The organism is Corynebacterium sp. HMSC074H12, assembly GCF_001813755.1.
Lineage (GTDB): Bacteria > Actinomycetota > Actinomycetes > Mycobacteriales > Mycobacteriaceae > Corynebacterium > Corynebacterium hiratae.
The window spans coordinates 1-24,585 of record NZ_KV813892.1; the positions used below are offsets into that span (position 1 = coordinate 1).

Here is a 24,585-nt window from a genome sequence, read left to right on the forward strand (position 1 = left end):
TCACCACACCGCTACCATTTCAGTCTTCTGAACAACTATGTTCCGTTCTTTAGGAAGCTGGATGTCACGACGGCCTACGAGTACCTTGAGGAGAGATTCTCCGTAGCCCTCCGAGTTCTAGGCTCGCTCCTCTTCGTTCTGTATCACGTTGGGCGCATCGCCATCGTTATCTATTTGCCTACGTTGGCAATCACGTCGGTGGCAGATATCAACCCGCTGGTCGTCGCCGCGTTTGTAGGCGCTCTTTGTATTGTGTACACCTTCCTGGGAGGCATGGAAGGCGTGATTTGGTCTGATGTGATTCAAGGCATCCTGCTGCTGGCTGGCGCCGCAGCGGTAGTGCTGACGGCCATGGCCATGACTCCCGACGGATTTAGCGGTGCGGTGGTTAACGCCGCTGAAGAAGGAAAGTTCTACTCAGCGGACAACTTCACCACGAATGCAGTCTTCTCCTCGATACCATTCATCTTTATCGGAAATGTACTGAACAGCTTGCACCAGTACACCTCTTCTCAGGACGTCGTTCAGCGCTACCAAACGACTCCCACGATTCAAGCGACGAAGAAGTCTCTCATCGTCAACGGAATTCTGGCGCTGATAACAATTCCGCTGTTCTACGGGATGGGAACGGCTTTGTATAACTTCTACGAAGCGAAGGGTGGTCTGCCTGAAGGAGTCAACACTTCTGCTGTAGTGCCGTATTTCATTCTTTCGGAGCTGCCTGCAGGCATTGCTGGACTCTTGATTGCTGCCATCTTGGCGGCTGCGCAATCGACAATTTCTTCTTCGCTCAACTCGATTTCCGCGTGCGTTGCCGTGGATATCTATAACCGCTTCTCCCCGAAGGAAGCGTCGGTTACTTTCTCTCGCCTGGTCATCATCGTTGCCGGAACCTTCGGATTGGCCGTTGCACTGTATCTCATCATTACCAACCAGTCGGACCTGTGGGACCTGTTCCTCGCGATTACTGGTCTTTTTGGAGTTCCGCTCACTGCGGTATTTGTCTTGGGTATCTTTACGAAGTCCGCAAATTCCAATGGTGTTCTCATCGGGCTCCTGTGCGGTGCGATTGCTGCGTATTTCGCTGGAAAGCTGGACCAAGGCCCATTCTTGGTCTCGATTGTCGCCTTCGTAGGAACTCTCGTTATCGGCTACCTGGCATCCTTCATCTTCAGGAAATCTGACCATCACGACATCACGGGCTTGACTATTTACGGAAAGGACCTTGAATACACGCGGCGCGGTGTCAATCAAATACCCGTTGCGCAAAGTGAGTAAGCAATACGAATAGGCTGCCGCTAGGCTTGGTTTGCGTGTACACCGAAAGCAACTGAAGGAAACATAATGACCACACCCGATATCGAGGTTGACTACGACTCCGTCGATTCGATTCTGGATGTAATCGGTCGATGCCTACGCGTGGACCGCAAACTCAATCAGCGTACACCGTGGGATGGCTTTGTGGTCGTGTCCGGTTACGAGCAGGGGCACTCGGCGCACCAAGCATGGCGGTTTGTCGGTGATAAGACTCTGATCACCACGGTGTCCGCACTCAACCCAGCGTTCAACTGTACGCTTATCGCACGGTTGCGAGAGCTCACCGCCGATCCGGAACGCGGTGAGTGGCAGACGTGGATCGCGCGGTACGATCTTGCCTCCGATAGCTTCGACCACACATTCCTGTGGCCCGGAGAGGACGAAGGCTTTAACGTTCTCGCCTATGACACTCCGATGTCCACGATCGAAACCCTGAACCCAGCCCATCACGCTGAATAAACCCATGGCGCAACTGGAGGGAACGCAATGACTATATCTGATTTCACCGTCGACATGGACTCCGCCGATTCGGTCCTTGAAGCAATGAGCGAGTGTCTGCGTTTAGATAAGGAGCTCAATGAGGAGAAACCGTGGGACGGCTTTGTGGTCGTGACCGGCCTCAACGAGGTGCAAGGTGCATCACAAGCATGGCGCTTTGTCGGCAAGGAGACCCTGCCCACGCCGGTGGGCATACGCAATCCGGCACTCGACCCCGACCTGCTGGAATGGTTGCGACAGCTCACCGCCGATCCGGAACGCGGTAAGTGGCAGACCTGGATCGCGCGGTACGATCTCGGCTCCGATAGCTTCGACCACACATTCTTGTGGCCCGGAGAGGACGAAGGCTTTAACGTCCTTGGCTATGACACCCCAATGGCCACGATCGAAACCCTGAACCCGGCCTTTCACGCCGAATAACCGCGACCACAGGACCCGTTTCAGCATTGGTATCGCCCCGGCAACGCCGACCCATCTCGGATGCTTGCCCGATTGGAAGTAACGCGTGAGCATCACTAAGGGGCCCTATGAAGCGCTGCACTCTGCCGCTTCTTGGTTTCGTGCCCGTGGGTGTCTTGGTCGGTTGAGGCCGAAACCAAACAAGCGGGAGCCGCGGTAGAGGGTTTAAGAGCCAAATAGAAATAGGCTTATCCGTGGACTTGTGTTGCCCGCGAAGAAGCCAGTGGATTGATTTGATGCTTTCGACCTTTCAAGACCCGAATGCTCCGTGGAGGAGGACGAAGGCGGAAGACTAATTGGAGATTAGTGCGCTTGTTTCGATCTGCGTAGATGTGGAAATGCCGGAATCATGTAAATCCACCGAGAACGATAGTGTCCCTTAATATGTGATTCCCCGCGAGCGGAGGAAGTCTAAGTAGGTGGAGCACTGAACTCCTAATGCAGCAGCGGCGTCGGGGAGCTTGACTCTGTTGATTCTGCGCGGTTGGGATTTCTCATCGGTGATGATTGACATGTTCCGTGCATGAGCTGAGGCGACTAGCCATGAGTCGGCAGCATCATCGAGAAACTCTCGTACCGCCGCTTCATCAAAGCGAGGCACACGATCGAAGGCTACCCATGTGGAAAGGCGACGGTATGACTCAATTTCGTCGTTGTCCACGTGCAGAATTTGGTCTTGAGGTACGAAGCTCCGGAACCACGCTGAGACGGAGTCCTTTCTGCGCTCTAGTTCCTCTTGAACAGAATAATGGAAGAAAAACGTTTTGGCGGTCACGAAGTTCTCCAGAGAGGTCCAATAGCTTGGGAACACGTCACGAGGATAGAGCCGAACCGCATTGATGATGATGTTGGAATCGAGCAGATACCGAGTCATGGTAGTCCCTGATACTGGTCAACCAAAGCTTCAATAGCGCTGATCTTCTTGACACCGAGCTGACGGGATGCCTCGCGCTCGTCAATTCTTCCTTCGACGAGTGCTCCGGTCACGGCCTCTAGGAAAAGCCCACCCAAACGGGAACGCAGTCCAACTGTGAAGTCGCCACCTCGATTGCGCTGTGCCGTCGGAGGGGAGGAAGGGGCCTCTTGGAGGAAGCGCTGACCAGCTTCTCGGGGGAGTACACCGTTATCTACGAGGAGCCATACAGTGACGTCGCGGCTTACGCCGAAAGTTTTGAATGACCATTGGCAAACTGACTCTAGATCTCTAGTTTCGGACCAACGGTTGAGGATGTCCTTGGTGGAAACAAGTAGCGCAGTAGCGAACTGATTGCACCAGCGTTCAACGGCGCGCTGGTTAAGCGGGCCACCGGAAATCCCTTGCTCGCCGATGAGAATGTGTCCGAACTCGTGGGCCAAGCTGAATAGCTTTCCCACTCCAGAATCAGCACTGTTTATGAAGATAAGACCGAAAGAATGCCGAATCAACGTAAAACCTCGGAATTCATCAGGGTCAAGCTTGTTTTGAGTGTTATTGCCCACGACGGAGCTACGCATGACCAGAATTCCTGTGTGCTCAATGGCATCGGCGAGGGTTGCCACGCGGTCTCGGCTACGTTCTCGCTTACCTGGAACCCAGTCCAATAAGGCGCATGCCCAGTCAGTAGCTTTTCCCACGGACGTATCCGTAGAGAACCGGCCGATAAAACTAGGCCCTGCAATACCGCTAGCTAGTGCATCTTCGGCATACCACTCTAAGCGCCGTTCACAGGCATAAATCGTCTGCTCGAGCGCAGGGCTGTAGTCGGATAACGGGGTGCTTCCCGGAGTCCTGAAATCAGGAAGGTGAGGGGTTCGTTGTACGGGCTCTTCGAGGAGCAGGTATCCAAAAGGTATTCCAGCCAGCTTGGCCAGCTTCTGAGCTTGTCGGAACGTTGGCGTGCTTTCGCCGCCTAACCAAGAGCGCAAACAATGGAAGTCAGACTTCTTCTCCAATTCGTCGACAGGCAGCCGGGTCCTCTTAACCGCCCATTCGAGGACAGGAGGGGACATCGGGACACGTACGGTCATAGCCTTTCCTATCGTTGCGCTCCATGTTGGTTATCGAATGCTAAAGGCAATTTTAGAGGACCAGATACGAGTAGGTACAGCATAGTTTTGATCTGCTCAACGATGAGTGGTTCCTAAAGGTTTGGTCGCTCCTTTGATTGGTTCTGGGGCTATGCGGACATGCAAAGAATGCCCTTGGGACTCACAACGGTAGATGCGCTCGTGAGAAGGAGTAGCAACCTCACAGACGCATCTTAATGGCAGAAAGCGCGACGCTTAGCGTCCAAAGTTCTGGACGGCATATAGCTTGCCGTCTGCGCCGATGGCCATGCCAATGCCCACGGACTTGGCGCGCGGGTCAAGCAGGTTCTTGCGGTGGCCGGGGGAGTCCATCCATAGCTGTACGATGCGGGCGTCAGAGTAGTCGCTCCATGCCTGGAGGACGTTCTCGCCACCCGCTGGCAAGCCGGCAGGGTAGTGCGTCCAGTAGTTCGGGCGGTGACGGGTGTTGCCATCGCGGCTCAAGGTGTTGGCCCAGTCCTGCGCCAGGTTGGTCAGGTTCGGGTCAACGCGCAGCGGTGCGAGGCCATTAGCCACGCGCTGGGCATTGGTTTGATTAATGATCCCCTGGACGCTGGCGGAGGTCTGCGGTGCCGGGGTAACCGGACGTGCGGCTGCGGGGACGGTGAAGCCGAACGCGGCTGGGTTGAACGTGCCGAAGGAACTTACAGCCTGAGCAGGGGCGTTGACGGAGCCAGCGAAGAGCGCTGCGGCGGCAGCAATCGGGGCGACAATCTTAGTGGCGGTATGTCCAAACTGGAGGCGGAACATGGCGGGCACCTCTTTCTGCTTCAGGGGTTAAGTGGCGGCTTTCCTGCCGCGTACCGAGCGGTACTTTCACTTAAAATTAAAGCTCTCTTTGGTGCAGAAAAGCCAGCTGACCAGCAGTTTTAAATTTTAGACTTATGTTTGAAGTTATTTATGGCCCGTCCCTTAAGCTTCTTTAGATTTCCCCTACTTTTGGCCCGACTTTGCAAAGGTTGGGCCTTTAGTTTCGTGCAGTGGGGGCAATGTTCGGGGGTGGTTATTCAGGATGGCATTCCTATAACCAGGCCTTTTAGGCGCAAAGGGGCTGAATATGGTCGAAATCTTTGCTATTTCTTGGCAAAAGCATGGGTAGCTTCTGTGAATGTATAGCTTTCACTTATGGGCGTTGTCGTGGCGCGGCGCGTGGAACTGGTGATGACGAGCGCGGATGGATTCCGGGAGGGTGATTGGACCGCCTGAAGATTAAGAAAACTAATAGGTCTATTGGGGTGGCTTATCGTGATGGTGCGGGGTGACTGCGGAAGCCATTGCTAAGCTCATGCGCATGGTCCTTCATGCCGCGCCGCTGCTTCTCGATGGCGGCCTGGGAACCTACCTCGAAGCCCAAGGACACGATATCTCCGGCCCGTTGTGGTCGGCGCGAGTGCTGCGTGAGAACCCAGCGCTCATCGAATCTGCCCACGCTGACTTCTTCGCCGCTGGTGCCCAAGTGGCCACCACAGCCTCCTATCAAGTCACCTTCGACGTCCTCGGCGAGGAGGCGGAAACACTTCTGCGCCGCAGCGTTGCGGTGGCACGTAATGCGGCGGGCGGGGCCGTCGACAAGCACGGCGCCCTAGAGGGATACTTGGTTGCCGCGTCCATCGGCTCTTATGGCGCAGGCCCAGGTGAGGGCACCGACTACGACGGAGCTTACGGCCTTAGCCGCGAGGAGCTGTACCGCTGGCATGCCCGCAGGGTAGCGGTGCTCGCGGATACGGACGCTGATTTTTTGCTTGCTGAGACCATCCCCAACGTCGATGAGGCTGCGGTACTGCTGGAGCTCCTGTCGGCTCAGCCCAAGCCCTTCGCGCTGAGCGTCACCGGGGCCATTGCCGCTGACCCGGTCAAGCTCATGCGTGTTATCGACCTGGTCAACCAGGCACCACGGCTGGGTGCCGTGGGCGTGAACTGCGTGAGCGCACCCCAAGCGCTCGGTGTAGTGAAGATGCTGCACGCAGCCACCGATAAGCCGCTGTTGGCTTGCCCCAACAGCGGCGAACTCTGGGACCATGGCGCCCATGGGTGGCGGCCGGCCCCCGCTGGCGCGGTGAGTTTAGCTGAGGCCGCAACGGATCTCGTGGCCGCCGGCGCGAGCCTGCTGGGCGGGTGCTGCCGCGTGGGGCCCACTGAGATACACCAGCTGCGCGCTTCCATCCGTCACGCAACAAGCGACTCATCTGGGCACTAACGAAGGAATACCAGGACAACCCCACGGCACAGGGGATACAGTATTGCTATGAAAAAATCTTCTTTCCTCGCAGCATGCGCTGCGCTCCTCGTTGCATCCCTGTCCGTCCCCGCCGCCAACGCCGAGCTGACCCAAACTGAGCGGGATCAATTCCGTACCGACCCCGTTGGCGCGATTGCCTGGCAGGCCATCAAAGGCTCTTCGGAATATGTTCGCGCTGATGGCAACACCATGATGGCCGCGTCCTTCTTCTCCATGACTATGCCGGGGCAGAGCATCGGCCTACCCGCACTGGAGAACTGTGCTGAGCGCGTCGGTTCCTCCGCGCCGGAGGGCGGCGTGCGCTACGTGGCGGCCGCCCTGTGCGCCACCTTCGATCCGAATGCCCGCGGCGAGGTGCAGCGCGGGGACTTTGGCTACGGGCCGTTGCGCTAAGCCTCACTGTGGTCAGTCGCGCTACGCCACGTAGTGCGTAGCGCGTAGGATCGGGTGCTGTCTTAAGGAGGATTGATGCGCAAGCACGTGGTGATCATGGGAGTCTCGAGCTGCGGTAAGTCCACGGTCGGGGAGTTGCTGGCGCAGCGCACCGGCCTGCCTTTTCGGGATGGGGACGATATGCACCCGAAGGCGAACATCGAGAAGATGGCCTCGGGGCAGGCGCTTGACGACGCCGACCGCAAGCCCTGGCTCGAGTCCATCGGCCGCTTTCTCGCGGACCAGGACGCCGGGGCCATCGTGGGCTGCTCCGCGCTCAAGCGCTCCTACCGTGACATCATCCGTGCCGCGGCACCGGATACGGTCTTCGTGCACCTGCACGGCTCCTACGATTTGCTCAAGGAACGCATGCGCCAGCGCTCGGGGCACTTCATGCCGGTCTCCCTGCTGGATTCACAGTTCGAGACGCTCGAGGAACTGCAGCCGGGGGAAGCAGGCATCGTGCTGGATGTCAGCGCTGCCCCGGAGGACCTTGCCGCCGCAGCAGCCGAGTACCTGCAGGTCTAAAGCAGTGCGGCGGCGCCGTAGAAGATAAGGACGACGCCGAAGCCGATCGCGGAAATCAGCGCCTGGTTGACGGTCCATGTCCGCAGGGTGGTGGCTACGTCCATGCCCATGAGCCGGCCGACCAACCAGAAGCCGGAGTCATTGACGTGGCTGCCAAAGACGGAGCCCGCCGCGGTGGCGAGCGTGATGAGGACCAACTGGATTTCGGTGAAGCCGCCTGCCTCCACGGCGGGCACCATGAGGGCTGCGGCCGTGGTGAGGGCAACGGTGGCTGAGCCCTGTGCCAGGCGCAAGGCAACCGCGATGAGGTAGCAGGCCAGGATGACGGGGATGCCGAGTCCGGACATGGAATCCGCCAGCGCGTCACCGATGCCGCTGGTACGCAGCACCCCGCCGAACATGCCGCCGGCGCCGGTGATGAGGATGACGGAACAAATCGGACCGAGCGAAGACTCCACGGTCTTTTCGATGGCGCTCTTGCTTTCCCCACGGCGCAGACCCAGCACGGCCATCGCCGCAAGAGTGGTGATCAGCAGGGCGATCGGGGTCTGGCCTAAGAAAATGAAGAATCGTACCCATGACGCAGCGGGGTCGACGACACCTGCGGTGCCCAGCGTGGTCAGCCCGGTATTGCCAAAGATAAGCACCATGGGGATGAACAGGATGCTGAGAACCGCGAACGGGGAGGCCGGGCGTGCCGGCAGTTCCGCGTCGCTCACCAGCGCGCCGGTGACCGCCTCCTCGAGGCGGTAGGGGTACTTCTTTCCTAGGTGGAGCCCGAAGCGGTAGCCGGAGAGATACCACGTGGGCAGCGCGACGAGGAGGCCGAAGATAAGGATGAGGCCGATGTTCGCGCCGAAGAACTCACCAGCCGCGACAGGTCCCGGGTGCGGTGGGACGAAGACGTGCATGACGGAAAAGGCGCCGGCGGCGGGGATGCCGTAGGCCAACACTGGGCCATCGAGGCGCCGGGCGACGGCGAAGATGACCGGCAGCATCACCATGAGACCCGCGTCGAAGAAGATGGGAAAACCCATGATGAGGGAGGCCACGCCCAGAGCCAGGGGCGCTTTGTCCTCGCCGAAGAGTTTCACGAGGGCGTCGGCAAGCGTCTTGGCACCGCCGGAGGTCTCCGCCAACCGCCCGATCATGGCGCCCAGGCCCACCAGCAAGGCCACGGAACCCAACGTCGATCCGAAGCCGCTCGTCATGGTGGGCACCACGCCATCCAGTGGGATGCCGGCGGCCAACGCAGTCAGCGCGGAGACCGTGACGAGGGTGACGAAGGCGTGCACCTTGAAGTAGATGACAAGGACCAAGATGACCGCAATTGCAGCCGCGGCGATGCCGAGAAGGGGTCCTGTCGTAAGTGTGGGTTCCCACGTATCCATGACATTCATGGATGCTGATTTTACTAATGCAACGTGCGGTGATCTAGGGGCTACACCCCGAGGGCCGGGCCCACCGTGGCCCAACTGATGGCCAGCTCACGTCGGAACAGCCCCCACGTGTGGCGCCCCTCCGGAAGCTCGTAGTAATCGAGGTCCACGCCAGCTGCGGTGGCTTGCTTGGCGTAGTAGGAACTGCACCAATAATCCAACCGCTCGTTGAGGCCTAGTGCAGGCAGCGGTGAGTCCTCAATGTCGACATCAAAGTCCGCCGGGCCACCGCGTGAGACGATGACAAACGTCTTCCTGCCGTGCTGCTTATCGAGGTTGAGAACCGGCGAATGCCGAGCCCACGCCGGATCCCACGGTGCACCAAAGGAGCGCGCCGGGTCCGTGCCGTAGAACGCCGCGCTGACCCACGCGAAGCCTTGCGCGACAACGCCCGTGGTCGAGGGGCAACCGGAGATGGAACCGGCCACCTTGAACCGCGGATCATAGGTGGCAAGTTCGAGTGCTGGGCCGCCAGAGTTGCTCACGCCCGCGATGCCGTCGGTACCGTTGCCGTGAAACTCGGCGTCGATAAGCTGCGGGAGCTCCTTGGTCAGGTAGGTGGCCCACTTATACTTTCCGTGCGTGTCATGCGGCTGGGCCCAATCGGACATCATTGAGCCATAAGCACCGCGCGGCGAGACAACATTGACCTGCTTGTCCTGGAAGAACTCGGAGGCTCCTCCGCCGTCCCACCACAGTGCGTCCTCACCTCCTCCTGCGCCACCGAGCAAATAATAGGTCGGGCGGGGCTGAGTATTCTCCAATCCACCCGGCGGGAGAATGATGTCGTTGGTGATGACGCGGTCCATGGATGGTGAGTAGGCCTTGAACTGCCACACGTTGTCCTGGATGTGCTGCAGCTCGCGCAGCTGTGCCGGCGCGGCGGTTGCTGGTGGGCGCGTGGCTTCCGGCGCTACGACGGGAATCTTTAACAGCTGGAGTAGTGGTCCCCATACGGCAAAGATGTTCTCCGCGAAGAGCACGGGTGCCAACGGACCCAGCGCGATGGGATCGAGGGCAGAGGAGTGCTGATCAATGTTGGTGACCTCGCTGCTCAGCGAGTCTGCTGAGTGCGCGGATTCAACTGAAGACTGCGCATGTGCGAGATGAGTGTGGGGAGGAGAAAGAATCAGCCCCACCGAAAGAAGGCCCGCGAGTGCGGTGCGAGAGGAAAGCATTATCTCAGAATATCCAACGAACGTTGCATCGCCTGCATTAGTGCATTAGTACATAACAGCGCTAGTGGGGCTGGGCGCTCCAAACCGGAGAAACGTAAACCCCCGACCGCATGGGGGCGGTCGGGGGTTTACGCACTCTCTCGCAGCCGGACTAAGCGCCGGCGTGCTGCACACTCGTTATGTAGAGGAGGGGGCTGTTATTTAGAACAGGCCCTCAGCCTTCTTGCCGGTGTCCTTGACGGTGATCTCGCGGGAATCAACGTTCTGGTCGTTGTGGGTGGACTTGTCACCGTCGAGGCGGGAAATCTGGGTGACCTCGATGTAGTTCTTCAGGCGGCCTTCCTTGGTGTTGCCGTCGCCGAAGTCCAGGTTGGCAACGCGAGCGGACTCGCCAGCGTTAATCGGGTTGGCCAGGGTGACCTCGAAGGAGCGGGTGGAGGTCTTCTCGTCGAAGCCAAGGTCGCGGATGTGCGCACCATTGGAGGAACGCGGGGTGATCAGGCGGTCAACACCCTTCGGGCCCTCAGCGGTCTTGACGTCAACGCGGTACTGAACTGCCGGGTAGTTGCCGTAGTAGCGCTCGGTGCCGACGTTCTCCAGGCGGAGAGCAACGGTGCCTGCGAAACCTGCGTGCTTAGCGCCAGAGGTGGTCAGAACCGGCTTCAGGTCCAGCTTCTGCTTAGCCTCATCGGTCTTGCCGTTCTCGACGTCCTCCTGGACCTTCTTGTCGGCTTCCTCTTCCTTCTTGCCTTCGGCCTCGGAGACAACCTTCTCCTCCGGAGCAACCTCGTTGTCCTTGATGACCTCAGCGTCAGCCTCCGGGGACTTCTCCTCCTCAACAACCTTCGGGTCGTTGACGTCGGTGGTGTTCTGAGCGTCCTTGTTCGGAGCGTAGGAATCAGCGATGTCGTCGTAGAGCTTGACGCGAACCTCGTTCTTCATCGGCTGCATTGCGGACCAGAAGGTCGGGGTGGACCAGGTGCCGTTCGGCTTGCAGTACTGCTGGGTACCGGTCATGTTCAGAACGCGGAAGCCGTAGGTGGCCTCACCGGTGTGGTTCGGCGGAACATCGTACGGGCCGATGGACTGGCCGGCTTCCCAAGACAGGGAGTAGGACGCGGAGGCGCCGAGCTTGGTGGCGATCTGGTGGGAGATGCCGAAGGAACCCTCGGAGTTCTTGCCGGAGCCCTTGCCGCCCGCGTTCATGGAGGTGGTCTCGGTGCGGTCACCGTTGACGGACAGGGTGATGGACTGGGACTTGGACAGGTCCTGCTGCAGCGGGATGTCCTTCTTGGTCTGGTTGGTGGTGGAGATGGTGCCTGCCGGCATGAAGTTATCGGTCACCTTGTAGACCACGGTGCGGTGGTCCTCCCACGGGTTGCACACCGGGCGCGGGTTGAGCACGTTGGCCTTCATGTGGTCGGAGCCGTGGCTGGTGTGGACGATGGGGAGCTTGGCGTTAACGGCCGGGGTCTCCGGGTAGGACTCGGTGTGGGTTGCTGCGGATGCAGCCGGTGCGATGAGGGCGGTGCCTGCAATCGCGAGGCCGGCGATGAGGCCGGCGGTACGACGACGCTTGGTCATGGTTGTTCTCCTGGATGAAAAAGTTTGGGGCAATGTGGTGACGCACTGTGGTGGCGCTGCGTATGCGCTGTAGCGCTCAGTGCGTGACGTGAAGCAACGATAAGGTGACTTTCAGGATCGCGCACCCTAAGGATTGTTTATATTTTTGGATAGCGAAGTATATTTCGATAGGGTGACGCGAAGGTGAACAATTGGCTAAGAAATTTGCGCCGACCTTGGTTTTGTCCAACTAGACCGTATTCTGGGAAAACGTCTCTTTGACCGTTCGGTCACAAACTAAAGAATGACCCCATATGGGGTAGGAAAAAGTTGCGCGCAGCGCTTATTGCCAGGCCATTTTTAGCCCCAGGGGTGCGCGCGGGATTGCGCGCAGGCCCGCGGGTTACTTAAAAAATTCTTAAGGATGACGCGTTAATCTTCTTCAATTTCCGGATCTTCGGCGCGCGCTTGCTCGAACACCTCAGCCGCTGCGCGCAGGTTAATGGTGCCGATGATGAGGCCTACCACGATGTCCGGCCACGGGCTTGCCCACACCAGCATGAGTAGGCCGGTGCCGAGAATGAGGATATTGGCGGCGACATCATTGCGTGCCGCCAGCCATGCGCCGCGCGTGAGCGCGCTGCCGTGGCGTAGCTGCACGAGCAACACCGCGCAGAGCAGGTTGATGAGCATCGCTGCCACGGCCGTGCCTGACAACGTAAGTGGCTCAGGTACGGCGCCGGTGATGATCTTCCATATTGCCATGCCATAGGACGCCAACGCCGGAATCAGGATCAGCCCGGCTAGGCCATAGCTTGCTTTGCGACGCCCCTCCGCCGACCAGCGCAGCGCGAGCAGGACGAGCGCATTGATGAGAAAATCCTCGAGGAAGTCGGCGGCGTCAGCAAACAGTGCGGCCGAGCCGATGAAGGCGGCGATGATGAACTCGCCGAAGAATCCGAGGAGGTTCAGTGCGGCAACCCAGGCGACGATGCGCCGGGCGCGCGCGTTCAGGGTGGAGGAGGAGAGTTCTTGAGACACGGCACCTGAGCCTAGTGGGTCGAGGTGCCGCGTCCCAACCTATTTTTCTTATGAGCGGTTGTGCATTAGTCGACGATGGCGACGTCGTCTTCTCGGCGGTGTTTCTCGCCAGCGAAGCCGCCGAAGGCTGTGATGAGGGCGGTCGCGGCCAGGATGATGATTCCCGGTGTGGAACTGGGGGTCTCGTTGGAAGCGTTCAACGCGGTGGCAAGGAAGGGGAGCAGCCCCGATACTGCTGACGCGATATTGGCGGAGATGGCCACGCCGGAATAGCGGACGTTGGCGGGGAAGACCTCTGAGAGCAGGACGCCTGACACGGAATAGGTGATGGTGACCAGGGACAGCCCAATGCAGACCGCAAGCGTGAGGAGAACGGCATTGCCGGTATCGATCATCGCCCACAGCGGCCACGCCATGATAGCGGTGGCAAGCGCGCCGTATCCGATAACACGACCCGGGCCAATCTTTTCACCGATGCGTCCGAAGATGATGTTGATGAAGATTTGGCACACAGCGCCGAGGAGGGTGGCGTTCACGACGGTCTGGCGTTCGAAGTCCAGCGTGGTTGTGGCGTAGGAGAGGACATAGGTGCTCATGACGAAGAAGCCGCCGATGCCGAGGAGGGCGGCCGCGGAAGCAAGGCACAGTTGTGGGAAGTGCTGCGTGAAAAGTTCCTTCAGTGAGCCTTGGTGCGCAGCCTCGTCGGCCTCAGCTTCCTCTTCGAGGGCTTTGTAGACAGGAGATTCTTCAGCCTTTGTGCGAATCCACAGTGCTACTCCAAGGAAGGGGAAAGCGATGAGGAAGGGAACACGCCAGCCCCAGGAGCTCACCGCGTCATCATCAAGCATGAGCACAAGCGCGAAGGCGCCGGAGGAGAGCAGTGTGCCGGCGGGGGAGCCGATCTGCACGAAGGCCGCGTAGCGGCCGCGCTTTTCAGCCGGTGCGTGTTCGATAGCCATGGTCGTTGCACCGCCCCATTCGCCGCCGACGGCGATTCCTTGAAGCAGGCGCAAGATGACGAGAGCGATGGGTGCCCAGATGCCAATGCTGTTAAAGGTGGGCAGAAGGCCGATGATTCCGGTGGCCACACCGATGACAACGATGGAGATGATGAGTGCTGGTCGGCGGCCCATCTTATCGCCAATCTGGCCGAAAATGACTGCACCGAGAGGGCGGGCAAGGAAGCCCACGCCGAAGGTGGCGAAGGAGGCTAGGGTGGCGCCGGTGCCTGACATTCCCGAGAAGAAGAGATCGTTGAAGACGAGCGCGGCCGCGGTGCCGAAGAGGAAGAAATCATACCATTCGAGGGCTGTGCCAACGAACGCGGAACTGGCGATACGGAAGACATCTTTTGACTCGACCTTGATTTGCTCGGGGTCAGATTGGACCGGGGCAGCCGGGGGTGGATTGGTAGTCATATCCAGGTGCTCCTTGTGTGAAGTGCGTTACCTTTCCTGGAAACGATAGGTGTAGGTCACCTGAAGGGGGATGTTCTGGCAGCATTTATATGCATCACCCCATCGACTGGGCGGCAGAAGTGTGCGGTTGCACAGGACTTAAGGTGTCGCGCGGTGCAGTGCGAGCAGCACTCGGGCCGCGTCCTTGGGCCGGGTGATATCAAGGCCGGTGAGCTCAGTAACGTGTCGCAAGCGGTTGAGTACGGTGTTGCGGTGGCAGTGCAGAGCTTCGGCGGAGTCCTTGATGGACCCGCAGTCCAGGTAGGTGGTGATGGTCAGGTACAGCGGCGCGTTGTTAAGGCGTAGCTCGGCCATTGTCTGCGTCAGCTCTGTCATGCCGCTGGCCGGAAAGTCTGCGATGGCGTCGCCGGCGACGGCCCAGAGTGCATCGGGTGCCTCTGTCAGCTGGCTCAGTGGGCCGGTGGAGTCGAAGATGCGCGGCGCTTGCTGCGCCGCCGCGCGAACTCCGGCTAAGCCGATGACGTCGCGGAAAAGTATGCCCGAGTTCGTCGTCAGCCCTGCGCCGGTGTCCTTTGCGGTCTGTTCGCTGGGCCTTTGGTCTCTAGGCCAGAAGGCGACGAACATCCCGCGCACGCCATGGCCAAAGGCTTCGCCGGAGGAGATGGGGGCGTCGAGAAGCGTGCGCAATTCCACCGCCGCGGTGGGGTGGGCCACCACGACGTCGAAGTGGGTGTCCTCATCCACGGTGAGCGCGCGGGCGATCTCCGCGATGCCGAGCGTGCCCAGGGACTCGGCAGCGAAGAGTCGTTCCAGGTGCCGGGCGTGAGCGTGGTGCACGTTGTGCTGCCCGCGCGCCTCCTCCAAACGGTAAGCATCGCGGACCACGAGGTTGTACATCGTCACAACCGAATGCACCTGTGCCACATGGTCGATGAGGATCTCTTGGTCGGCGCCGGCGGCACGGCGGAGGTGTTCCCAGAGGACCGTGAAGTCGAGCTGGATGGCGTCGATGAGCGTGGCCAACTCCACCCCCTGGTGCGCGCGCCGGCGGCCCAGGCTTTGCGCATGGGCGCGAAGATCCTCCTCATCCATCGCGCCGACCAGCACGTCAGTGATGCGCGCGAAGACCTCGAAGGCGGTCAGACGCAGCTCATCCTCGCTCACTAGGGAGTCACCGTAGCGGCCGGAACGAGAAAAGGCGGCGAGGAAGTCCTCCACCAGCCGGGGGATGGTGCCGTGGACCTCCGCGACGATGTCGCGCCAGCGTTTTTCGTGCATATGCACAACGCTACACGCCTAGCGGTGGTGGATTGCCCTGCATGTAGCGAGGTGGCTCACCGATCTGGCTAGCATGTGGTGACAAGCACAGCACGGTCCCCGTGCAGTTCGTCAGAGAAGCAGGAGGACGCATGATCACGCGCATCGACAACGCCCATATCCTGACCCAAGACCCTGCGCGGCCGGTCACGGATGCGGTGGCCTTTGCCAACGGCCGCATCCTGGCAGTAGGGGAGGCTGCCCGAGCCCTGCCTGCTGATGAGGCATGGGATGCCGGTGGCCGCACGCTCACCCCGGGCTTTAATGACGCGCATTCCCACACCGTGTGGTTTGGCCAAACGCTGCTGGAGGTGGATCTATCCCAGGCCACAACGCCAGAGGATGTCTACTCTGCATTGCACGAGGCCGAGCCCAACCCTGACGGCTGGGTAGTGGCCGCAGGGTTCCGCCCCTCCGGGCTGGATGCGCCGGTGGAGATTGCGCAGCTTGACCGCGCGACCGGCGGTGCTCCGCTGCTGATCAAGCACAACTCGGGCCACGCCTACACGGTCAACACCGCGGCCCTGCGCGCGGCGGGCGTCGATCCCACCAACCCGCCGGAGGTGGAAGGCGGCGAGTTCCTTCGCGATGCCGACGGGCACTGCACCGGGCTGCTCGATGAAAACGCCATGCGCGCTATCCAGGAGGTAACCCTGCCGGAATCCGGGGAGGAGATCGCCCGCGCTCTTGAGCTGGCCACACGCCGTTACCTGGAGCGCGGTCTGACTTCCGTCACGGACGCCGGGGTGGCCGGCGGCTGGATCGGGCACAGCCCGCGCGAGATAGCCGCCTATCAAAACGCCACCCTGCACACCCGCATGCAGGTGATGGTGACCATGGACGTGCTCCACGAGATCTCCGGACACGCCTCCGACGGCCCCGGCTGGGGCCTGGATGGTGGCCTGCGCACCGGCTTCGGCGATGAGTGGCTGCAGATCGGCCCCGTCAAGATCTTCAGCGATGGCTCCCTACTAGGTACCACCGCCGCACTGACAGAGAATTACGCCTGCTGCTCCCATCACGGATACTTCCAGGGTGATCCGGAACAGATGCGCACCCGTGCGCTGCAGGCGGCGAATTCCGGTTGGTCCTTGGCCATCCACGCCATCGGCGATGCGGCGGTGGATTTTGCGATAGAGACGCTGGAGGAGGCCGTCGACAAGCATGGCGTGCCCGCCATGCCACACCGCATCGAACACGGCGGCGTGGTGCGCCCCGACCAAATTGAGCGCCTGCGCGGCAAGCCCATCGTGGTGGTTCCGCAGCCGCTGTTCATCCGGGCTTTCGGCGACGCGATGGCGGATGCCCTCGGCCCGGAGCGCACCGCGTGGAGCTACCCAGGCAAGCGGCTTCTCGACGCCTCCCTCATCCTCCCCGGCAGTTCCGATCAGCCCGTGGCACCCGGGGTGCCCCTGGAGGTCATGCAGGCCTTCGTGGAGCGGCGCACCGCCTCGGGCCGGGACTATGGGGCGGAGGACCGTTTGACCCCAGCCGAGGCTCTCTATGCCTACACCGCAGGTTCGGCCGCGGCGACGGGCTGGGCCGGGCGCAAGGGGCAGGTGATGCCGGGGCAGCTGGCGGATTTCGTGCTGCTTTCCCAGGACCCGCTGAATACTGACGATCTATCCACCATCGACGTGGCCGCCACCATCGTGGGCGGCGAGCTGCGCTACGGAAGTTTTTAAGGAGTAGAAATGCGAGCAACCACTAACGAACAATTCCTGGCCGATTTCCAGGCCATGTCCGCCAACGGCGCCACTCCGGGGGGTGGCGTGGAACGCCAAGCGGCGAGTGCCGGCGATAACCTCAACCGCGCCTGGTTCCACGAGGTCCTGGAATCCCTCGGGGCGCGCGTCATCTACGACGAGATTGGCAACCAGTACGGTCTCTTCGAGCTCGCCCCCGGCGCCGAGTACGTGGGCCTGGGCTCGCACCTGGATTCGCAGCCCTTGGCCGGCCGTTTCGACGGTGCTTATGGCGTGCTGGCAGCAGCTCATGCCGCCGGGCGCGTGGCGCAATCGGGTGCCAAGGCGCGCTATAACCTGGCGGTCATCAATTGGTTCAACGAGGAGGGCTCGCGCTTTGCGCCTTCCATGATGGGCAGCTCCGTGTTTGTGGGAACGTTGGCGCTTGACGACGCCTACTCCGCCACCGATCTCAGCGGCGTCACCGTCGCGGAGGCTCAAGAAGAGGCCGGCTGGGCCCCGCGCGGTGAAGCTCCGAAGCTCGCGGCCTATGCGGAGATCCACGTCGAGCAAGGTAAGGAGCTTGAAGCTGCAGGCAACACGATTGGTTTGGTCACCGCCACGTGGGGCGCGAAGAAATTCCAGGCGGTGGTCTCCGGTGAACAGGGCCATACCGGCTCTACTCTGATGGCCGATAGGAAGGATGCGCTCTTCGGCGCCTCCCTTATTATCTCTTCCGTGGAGCGCCTGACCCACGAATTCGCAGCAGGCCAGCTGCAGGCCTCGGTCTCGCAGCTGACGCTGGAACCGAACTCGCCGGTAACCATCGCGCGCGAGGTGCGCTTCAACGTCGATGTGCGCTCGCCCTCCACGGAGGTGCTGGACAAGGCCCAAGCACGCCTGCAGGAGATCATCGCTGCGGCGGAAGAGGAGTCCCGCACCTCAGTCGAGCTATCCCCGACGCATGAGTGGGCTCTCAACCCCTACCCGGCGGCCGGCGTCGCGCTGGCCCGCGAGGTAGTAGAGGAACTGGGCTACTCGCACCAGGAGATCTATACGGTGGCCGGCCATGACTCGACCAACCTCAAGGAGGTGGTGCCGACGGTCATGCTCTTCATCCCGTCCGTCGACGGCATCTCGCACAACGAAAAGGAGTTCACTACGGCGGAGGACTGCGTGGCCGGCCTAGACGTGCTGACGCACGTGGCGCAGCGCCTCGTGGAATCCGGGTGCGGGGAAGGCTAGGCGCCCAGCGCGCCGCCGCGCAAGACGCGCTAGTTGCTATCGGTCTTAGTCGTTATCGCTCCACGGCTCGTAGCCAAAGGCCTGTAGTGCGACCTCGAATCCGCGCTTCATCGCGGTGAGCTCTTCCTCGCTGAACTCGTAGGTGCGTAAGCGCACTGGGCCGGTAAGCGGGACATGGAGCAGGAAGCGACGGCCTTCTTCGGTGATGTCGCACAATCGGCGGCGCAGGTCCTCCGGATCGTCGTTGAGCGCAATGAGATCATCACGCACTAAGCGCTTGACAGCCTGCCCGATGGTGGCGGGCTGCCATCCCAGTTCCTTGCGCAGCTGAAGGATCGGGATGGGGCCCTTCTTATCGATGAGCCGCAGAAGCGAAAGATGGGAACCGGTGATTCCGTACTCGCGGCGCGCTTCTGTGTCGAACCTAGCCCGGGCGCGTTCGAAGCGGCGGTACTCCGCGATGGTCTCAGCGATTGGATCAATATCTGTCACGTAATCAAGCGTAAAAGTTCGGGGAGGGAATCTGCAACCGAGTTCCAAGAACACACTTTTAGCCACCTTATTGGTGTTAGGCGGGGGTAATATAAAGGAAATTTATGCCGCTAGTCGAAAGAGTTTGATCCATCCAGCGGAAGCGGCGGTAAATAGCAGATGAAAAGGACTTTTATCGGGTTCGGAATGCAAGAGGCGGCTGTATTCTTTGCCCGTCCGCGGGGGTGAGTTTAAAAACTGGTGACACGAGACGCAAATGTGACTATTGTTAACGTGCAGTCAATCTTTGGCTCCCTACATTTTGTATGACTCCTAAGGAGAATCCATGAAGATTTCCCGTTCCCTTGCTGCAGTAGCCCTGTCCGGTACCCTCCTCCTCGGCGGCACCACCGTTGCAATCGCCCAGATTCCGGACGCAGCAGACAGCACCGAAGGTATTGGGCTGCCGGCGACCATTGTGGTTGATGGCGTCACCTACTTCAAGGACACGACCGCCGAAGAAGGTAAGGGCGGTTACAAGTCCGCAGACGGCAAGAAGACTCTGACCTACTTGGAAGCAAAGGCCATCGTCGATCGTCAAAAGGATGCGGAAAAGGGTTCTGAGTCCGAGACCTCCACCTCTGAGACGACGAGCGCCGAGGCTTCCGCGTCGGACACGACCACCACTACCAAGGCCACTGACCCGGCGGGAAGCGAGACCTCTAAGACCTCCGAGCCGAAGGAATCTCCCACGAGCTCGAGCGAGACCTCGTCCTCCAAGCCTGCTGACAATTCCGAGAAGTCCTCTACCTCCGCCACCACGACTAAGACTGCAGAGCCGTCTACTTCCAAGACCGCGGAACCAGGCGACAAGAAGAGCTCCGCTGAGGGTGTACTGTCCTCCAAGGACGGCAAGCCGACTCCGCTGGCTATCTTCGGCATCGTTGCCGGCGTTCTCGCTGCCGTTGCTGCTGCCTTCCCGGCTATCGCGAAGGCCCTGAACCTCAACATCAAGCTGCCTTTCTAAGGCTAAGTAGCTTCTAGGTTCTTTTTGCCCCTGCCTCGTTGAGGCAGGGGCTTTTGTCTTGGGTTAAACCGGCGTGGTTTCCTGTAATAAGAACTTCAGCGCCCGGGCCGCTCACACTGAGGGCCACAGGGCGCTGAAGTCTCTCTATCTCTCTCTGTGTGCGTTCTCTCCAACGCACGACATACAGTATGCAACTGATCGGCAGACAATGTGAAGCTTAGACTCGCCTAAAAGGCAGAGGAGAGCTGTGAGTTTGCTGTGCTGGTTGAATTCCGCTGGTTATCGCCACCAAGACGCAATGGAATCTGTGCGGGGAGTTGCCCCCGGGGTTAATAATCGGGGTTATGGAGAGCCAAAATCGGACGGATTAATGGGGCGTTGTGAGCGGGGGAGCTTTTCCACCACAAGGCGGTAGGAGTCCGTCACAAGTTCGTTGAGTAGCTGCGGGGTGAGGCGGGGATCTGGGTGAACAGAAACCCAGTGTCGCTTGTTCATGTGGTAGCCGGGTGTGATGAAGGCGTGCTCGCTGCGCAGTGCTTCGGCGTCCAGGGGCTCAGCTTTGAGGATGGCCTGCGGGCGGCCAGTTGCCGCGGTGAGAAGGAGGAAGACCTTGCCGCGTACCTTGAACACGTCCCAGTCAGAGCCGAAAGGGTGCGTCAACATAGCGCCGGGGAGTTCGGCAGCGCGGGCGCTAGCGCAGGCGTGGAGATCCAGTGGAGAAGAAGAATCCATGTGAACCAGGCTAGGTGAAAAACACCGCTGGGCCCCTCCCACGATTCCTCGGGGAAGGGCCCAGCAGCGTCTCTATCAAGTTCCTCCGATTATCGGCCACTGGCCGCCCTCCGGAGGATGAGGGGTTCTCTCTCTCGCATGCGCTCTCTCAAACGCACAACACAGAGTATGGCGGCCAGTGCTGGCATCGCCATGAACTCCGCCTGGCAGTTTTCTGCTAGTCGATTTTTGCTAATCAAAGCGCGCGGGGCGCTTCTCGAGAAAGGCCGTGACGCCCTCCTTGTGGCCAGCTGAGGCCATCTGCGTGTACTGCGTCGGCTCTTCCCAGGTGAGCTGTTCATCGAGCTGGCCAAGGGCGGTGCGGTTGATGGCCGCTTTGGCTTTGGCCAGGGCATCGCGCGGTGCGATGTGCAGGCGCTGTGCTACCTCCAGTGCAGTGGCCAGTGCGTGGCCCTGGGGCGCGCGTGTGGCTACGAGACCTGCAGCCTCGGCCTCGGCAACGCCGAGCTTGTCTTGTAGCAGTGCCAAGGCGAGCGCGCGGTGGCGCCCCACGGAGGCCAGCGCAGTGAGGCTCACCCCGCCATCAGGGATAAGTCCAATCTTGCCGAAGGGCAGCGTGAAGTAGGACTCTTCGCCGGCCACGATGAGATCGCAGGCAAAAGCCAGCGAAGCACCCGCGCCAGCGGCCGCACCTTCGACTGCGGCGATGACGGGAATTTCGGCGGCCTGAATCTCAGTCACCAGTGCGTTGAGCTGGGGAAGCATGGTGGACTCGGCCGGGTTGGGAGTCTCGCCCGCAGCTTGCGCGGCGGCTGCCTCTTGCGCGGCGGCGACGAGATCCGCTCCGGCACAGAAGGCGGTCTCATCGCCGGTGATGATGAGGGCGCGGATGACGGGGTCGGAGGAGGCGTCGGCAAGCGCGGCAGAGAGAGCCAGGCAATGGTTCTTGGCAATGGCGTTGCGGCGCGCGGAGTTATTGATGCGCGCGACGAGGACGGAGCCTTCGCGGCGGGTGAGGATGGCATCGGTCATGGCTTAGTCCTTAACAAGCTCGGTGAGGGAGGAAATGATGCGCTCGGCCTCAGCGGAGATGCGGGAGACGATTTCGGAACAGGGTGCCACATCGTGGATTAGACCCTGCGACGTTCCGCAGGTCCACACGCCTGCATCCAAATCACCGGTTTCGTAGACTGCACGGCCGCGCTTGCCGGCAACGAGGTGGCGGATATCCCCAAACTCAGCGCCTTGGGCGAGGCGCTCGGCCACCTCATCGCTTACAGCGTTCTTGGCCACGCGAGTGGAATTGCGCAGCTCGCGAAGGATGAGCTGGGTATCCAGCTCGCTGCGCTCCACAATGGCTTGTTTGACGTTCTCGTGCACCGGGGCCTCGGCGGAAGCCACGAAGCGGGTTCCCATGTTGATGCCCTCGGCACCTAGCGCCAGGGCGGCGGCTAGCCCGCGGCCATCCGCGAAGCCGCCTGAGGCCACGATGGGAATGTCGAGTTGGTCTGCGGCGGCGGGGATGAGGACGAGACCCGGGATGTCATCTTCACCGGGGTGGCCGGCGCATTCGAAGCCGTCGATGCTGACGATGTCCACGCCGACCTTCTGGGCGCTGAGCGCGTGCCGTACGGAGGTGCACTTGTGGATGACAGTGATGCCTGCGTTTTTGAAGGCGGGCATATGGTCCTTGGGGTTATTGCCGGCGGTCTCTGCAATCTTCACGCCTTCCTCAATGATGACGTCGCGGTACTCCGCATAGGGCGGTGGGGTAATCGCCGGCAGCATGGTGAGGTTGACGCCGAAGGGCTTGTCGGTGAGCTCGCGGGTACGGCGAATCTCGTGGCGCAGATCCTCCGGGGTGGGCTGGGTGAGCGCGGTGACGACGCCGAGTCCGCCGGCATTGGACACGGCGGCGGCAAGCTCGGCGCGGCCGACCCACTGCATGCCGCCTTGGATGATGGGGTGCTTAATGCCGAGCATCTCGGTAACGCGAGTGGAAATCATGAGGATTGTGCTCCTTTGTGGTGCAAGGGCGTAATGGGAGGCGGATGAATGAAAAGTGAATGGCTATTCGGAAAAGTGGTCGCGCAGTCGCCCTCGGAGGTCATCGGGCAGGGCGATCGGGCGGCGCTCAGAGGCATCGATAAGCACCAACGTCGCCGTGGCAAACACGCACGGGGTGCCGTCCTGGACGAGTTCGTGGGCAACTTGATAGGAGGTGTTTCCGATGCGGGAGATCCACACGCGAGCCTGGATGGAATCGGTGTAGGTGAGCTCGGCGTCATACTGGACTTCGAGGGATCGCACCACGTGAGCGTAGGAATCGGTGGCAACAGGGCCGGTCAGATCGGCGGCCGCGCGCACGCGCGCTTCTTCTAAAAGCGTGGCCATCGTGGCGTTGTTGACGTGAGCATTCGCGTCCTGGTCGGACCACCGCAAGGCGAGGGCTATCGGGATGGCGTTGGCGGGCGCGCGCATTGTTCCTCCTGGGGTGAGCGGGTAGAGTGATGCGTATTACTATACATACGAATTGTGGTTCGTCACTCGAATTGTGAGGAGAATGCGATGACAGATCTTCTGAGAATCGATGCTCTGCTGAGCGAAGAAGAAAAAGCTACCCGTGACCGCGTCGCCGCACTGGTGGATGAGCACATCCGCCCGCACGTGGCGCAGTGGTACGAGGACGCGGTGCTGCCGGAGTCCATCTTCCCGGTGCTCGCGGAGGCCGGACTGTTCGGGATGCATCTGGAAGGCTATGGCTGCGCTGGACGTTCAGCGGTGGAATATGGTCTAGCCATGCAGGAGCTGGAAGCAGGGGATTCCGGTATCCGCACGGTGGTATCAGTACAGGGTTCGCTGGCGATGTCGGCGATATATAAGCACGGCTCGGAGGAACAAAAGCAACAGTGGCTGCCCAAGATGGCCGCCGGTGAGGTCATTGGCTGCTTCGGGTTGACGGAGCCGACCGCGGGCTCGGACCCGGCAAGCATGGCGACGGTAGCGCGCTACCGCTCCGGTGAATGGGTCCTGGACGGTGCGAAGCGCTGGATCGGTCTGGCGAGCGTGGCCGGGGTGGCGATCATCTGGGCCAAGGTTTCTGAGGAGGACGCGGCGGCTGCCGGGGTGGAGGCGGGCGTGCGCGGGTTCATCGTGCCGACGTCCACGCCAGGCTTTAGTGCGACCCCAATTACCCGCAAGCTGTCCATGCGGGCGTCCATTCAGTGCGATATTGAACTGGAAGGCGTTACTTTGCCCGCTGACGCTCTGCTGCCCAAGCATCCGGGACTCAAGGGGCCGTTTATGTGTTTGAACGAGGCTCGCTTCGGCATTAGCTTCGGCGCTTTGGGCGCGGCCCGTGATTCTTTGGAGGCGGCGCTGGCCTACGCGAAGGAGCGCAAGCAGTTCGACCGCTCGCTGGCGTCCTTCCAGCTCACCCAGCAGAAGCTGGTGGATATGGCGGTGGAGCTTAACAAGGGGCAGCTGCTGGCGCTGAACCTGGGTCGTGCCAAGGATGCGGGCACGCTGGAGCCCTACCAGATTTCGGTGGGCAAGCTGGCCAACTGCCGCACCGCCATCGACATTTGCCGCCAAGCCCGCACCATCCTGGGCGGCAACGGCATCACCGCGGACTACTCGCCGCTGCGCCACGCCGCCAACCTAGAATCAGTGCGCACCTATGAGGGAACCGATGAAATCCACACGCTGATTCTGGGGCGGGTGCTGACGGGGGAGGCGGCGTTTAGCTAACCGCGTGGCGTCGTACCGGTGAGGCCACACGGGCTCCACTGCGCAGATGGTCTTATTCGTTTGGTCCCTTTACTTTGGTCCCTCATCTGGGATGAGGGACCATCTGTGTACTGAAAACCAGAGAAAGATGGTCCCTTCACTCTGCTAAGAGACCAGAGTAAAGGGACCATCTAAAGAGG

At 60.7% G+C, this 24,585-nt stretch carries 24 protein-coding genes; 10 read left to right on the forward strand and 14 right to left on the reverse strand.

Annotated features, from left to right (window positions below; genetic code table 11):
• The 3 genes from HMPREF2932_RS03830 to HMPREF2932_RS03840 all read left to right on the forward strand — a co-directional run.
• On the forward strand, positions 1-1,278 hold a 1,278-nt coding region (locus tag HMPREF2932_RS03830; RefSeq protein WP_071409641.1), incomplete at its 5' end, for a sodium:solute symporter family transporter.
• Positions 1,279-1,344: 66 nt separating this feature from the next.
• Positions 1,345-1,776 carry a hypothetical protein gene (locus HMPREF2932_RS03835; protein ID WP_070701149.1) on the forward strand — a complete coding sequence of 144 codons (432 nt, stop codon included), beginning with the start codon at positions 1,345-1,347 and terminating at the stop codon, positions 1,774-1,776.
• A gap of 27 nt (positions 1,777-1,803) precedes the next feature.
• Entirely contained in the window at positions 1,804-2,235 is a 432-nt protein-coding gene (locus HMPREF2932_RS03840; RefSeq protein ID WP_071409642.1) for a hypothetical protein, read from the forward strand.
• Positions 2,236-2,653: 418 nt separating this feature from the next.
• Here HMPREF2932_RS03840 and HMPREF2932_RS03845 read toward each other — a convergent pair whose 3' ends face one another.
• From HMPREF2932_RS03845 to HMPREF2932_RS03855, 3 genes are all read right to left on the reverse strand, one after another.
• Positions 2,654-3,148: a DUF4411 family protein gene (locus HMPREF2932_RS03845; protein WP_049155947.1), complete on the reverse strand. Its 495-nt coding sequence runs from the start codon at positions 3,146-3,148 to the stop codon at positions 2,654-2,656.
• Entirely contained in the window at positions 3,145-3,813 is a 669-nt protein-coding gene (locus HMPREF2932_RS13790; protein WP_158013225.1) for an ImmA/IrrE family metallo-endopeptidase, read from the reverse strand. Before HMPREF2932_RS13790 ends, HMPREF2932_RS03845 begins: the two co-directional genes overlap by 4 nt.
• A gap of 723 nt (positions 3,814-4,536) precedes the next feature.
• A complete protein-coding gene (locus HMPREF2932_RS03855; RefSeq protein WP_071409643.1) occupies positions 4,537-5,091 on the reverse strand; it encodes a CAP domain-containing protein in 555 nt (184 codons plus the stop codon).
• 508 nt (positions 5,092-5,599) lie between these two features.
• On the opposite strand from HMPREF2932_RS03855, the gene mmuM reads away from it, so the two are divergent.
• The 3 genes from mmuM to HMPREF2932_RS03870 all read left to right on the forward strand — a co-directional run bounded on the left by mmuM (position 5,600) and on the right by HMPREF2932_RS03870 (position 7,540).
• The gene (gene mmuM / locus HMPREF2932_RS03860; RefSeq protein WP_371326335.1) at positions 5,600-6,538 is read left to right on the forward strand and encodes a homocysteine S-methyltransferase; all 939 of its coding nucleotides are present in this window, start codon (positions 5,600-5,602) and stop codon (positions 6,536-6,538) included.
• Positions 6,539-6,586: 48 nt separating this feature from the next.
• Positions 6,587-6,973, forward strand: coding sequence for a hypothetical protein (locus HMPREF2932_RS03865; RefSeq protein ID WP_070517806.1), 387 nt, complete (start codon positions 6,587-6,589; stop codon positions 6,971-6,973).
• 75 nt (positions 6,974-7,048) lie between these two features.
• A complete protein-coding gene (locus tag HMPREF2932_RS03870; RefSeq protein WP_071409644.1) occupies positions 7,049-7,540 on the forward strand; it encodes a gluconokinase in 492 nt (163 codons plus the stop codon).
• Here the strand turns inward: HMPREF2932_RS03870 and HMPREF2932_RS03875 are convergent.
• From HMPREF2932_RS03875 to HMPREF2932_RS03900, 6 genes are all read right to left on the reverse strand, one after another.
• A complete protein-coding gene (locus tag HMPREF2932_RS03875; protein WP_070680823.1) occupies positions 7,537-8,931 on the reverse strand; it encodes a GntP family permease in 1,395 nt (464 codons plus the stop codon). The genes HMPREF2932_RS03870 and HMPREF2932_RS03875 overlap by 4 nt on opposite strands.
• Before the next feature lie 50 nt (positions 8,932-8,981).
• On the reverse strand, positions 8,982-10,157 hold the full coding sequence (locus HMPREF2932_RS03880; protein ID WP_070545274.1) for an alpha/beta hydrolase: 1,176 nt from the start codon (positions 10,155-10,157) through the stop codon (positions 8,982-8,984).
• A gap of 201 nt (positions 10,158-10,358) precedes the next feature.
• Complete coding sequence (locus HMPREF2932_RS03885) at positions 10,359-11,741, reverse strand: hypothetical protein (RefSeq protein WP_070545273.1); 1,383 nt, start codon at positions 11,739-11,741, stop codon at positions 10,359-10,361.
• A gap of 411 nt (positions 11,742-12,152) precedes the next feature.
• Positions 12,153-12,761 carry a cation efflux transmembrane domain-containing protein gene (locus HMPREF2932_RS03890; RefSeq protein ID WP_049155972.1) on the reverse strand — a complete coding sequence of 203 codons (609 nt, stop codon included), beginning with the start codon at positions 12,759-12,761 and terminating at the stop codon, positions 12,153-12,155.
• Between the two features lie 65 nt (positions 12,762-12,826).
• Positions 12,827-14,179: an MFS transporter gene (locus tag HMPREF2932_RS03895; RefSeq protein ID WP_049155982.1), complete on the reverse strand. Its 1,353-nt coding sequence runs from the start codon at positions 14,177-14,179 to the stop codon at positions 12,827-12,829.
• Between the two features lie 138 nt (positions 14,180-14,317).
• Complete coding sequence (locus HMPREF2932_RS03900; protein WP_071409645.1) at positions 14,318-15,457, reverse strand: PucR family transcriptional regulator; 1,140 nt, start codon at positions 15,455-15,457, stop codon at positions 14,318-14,320.
• A 131-nt stretch (positions 15,458-15,588) separates the two neighbouring features.
• On the opposite strand from HMPREF2932_RS03900, the gene HMPREF2932_RS03905 reads away from it, so the two are divergent.
• The gene (locus HMPREF2932_RS03905) at positions 15,589-17,181 is read left to right on the forward strand and encodes an amidohydrolase (RefSeq protein WP_071409646.1); all 1,593 of its coding nucleotides are present in this window, start codon (positions 15,589-15,591) and stop codon (positions 17,179-17,181) included.
• Positions 17,182-17,190: 9 nt separating this feature from the next.
• Positions 17,191-18,426, forward strand: coding sequence for a M20 family metallo-hydrolase (locus HMPREF2932_RS03910; protein WP_071409647.1), 1,236 nt, complete (start codon positions 17,191-17,193; stop codon positions 18,424-18,426).
• Positions 18,427-18,471: 45 nt separating this feature from the next.
• Here HMPREF2932_RS03910 and HMPREF2932_RS03915 read toward each other — a convergent pair whose 3' ends face one another.
• Entirely contained in the window at positions 18,472-18,918 is a 447-nt protein-coding gene (locus HMPREF2932_RS03915) for a MarR family winged helix-turn-helix transcriptional regulator (protein WP_049156188.1), read from the reverse strand.
• Between the two features lie 325 nt (positions 18,919-19,243).
• On the opposite strand from HMPREF2932_RS03915, the gene HMPREF2932_RS03920 reads away from it, so the two are divergent.
• The gene (locus tag HMPREF2932_RS03920; protein ID WP_046647699.1) at positions 19,244-19,924 is read left to right on the forward strand and encodes a hypothetical protein; all 681 of its coding nucleotides are present in this window, start codon (positions 19,244-19,246) and stop codon (positions 19,922-19,924) included.
• A 342-nt stretch (positions 19,925-20,266) separates the two neighbouring features.
• Here the strand turns inward: HMPREF2932_RS03920 and HMPREF2932_RS03925 are convergent, their stop codons facing one another.
• The 4 genes from HMPREF2932_RS03925 to HMPREF2932_RS03940 form a co-directional block, all read right to left on the reverse strand.
• Positions 20,267-20,656, reverse strand: a complete 390-nt coding sequence (locus HMPREF2932_RS03925; RefSeq protein WP_070510834.1) for an MmcQ/YjbR family DNA-binding protein — start codon at positions 20,654-20,656, stop codon at positions 20,267-20,269.
• A 231-nt stretch (positions 20,657-20,887) separates the two neighbouring features.
• Entirely contained in the window at positions 20,888-21,688 is an 801-nt protein-coding gene (locus HMPREF2932_RS03930; protein ID WP_070517812.1) for an enoyl-CoA hydratase-related protein, read from the reverse strand.
• 3 nt (positions 21,689-21,691) lie between these two features.
• Positions 21,692-22,669: an NAD(P)H-dependent flavin oxidoreductase gene (locus HMPREF2932_RS03935; RefSeq protein WP_141756282.1), complete on the reverse strand. Its 978-nt coding sequence runs from the start codon at positions 22,667-22,669 to the stop codon at positions 21,692-21,694.
• A gap of 57 nt (positions 22,670-22,726) precedes the next feature.
• A complete protein-coding gene (locus HMPREF2932_RS03940; RefSeq protein WP_049155997.1) occupies positions 22,727-23,137 on the reverse strand; it encodes an acyl-CoA thioesterase in 411 nt (136 codons plus the stop codon).
• Between the two features lie 87 nt (positions 23,138-23,224).
• Here HMPREF2932_RS03940 and HMPREF2932_RS03945 point away from each other — a divergent pair, with 87 nt between their 5' ends.
• Positions 23,225-24,406: an acyl-CoA dehydrogenase family protein gene (locus HMPREF2932_RS03945; RefSeq protein WP_071409649.1), complete on the forward strand. Its 1,182-nt coding sequence runs from the start codon at positions 23,225-23,227 to the stop codon at positions 24,404-24,406.
• Positions 24,407-24,585 lie beyond the last annotated feature (179 nt).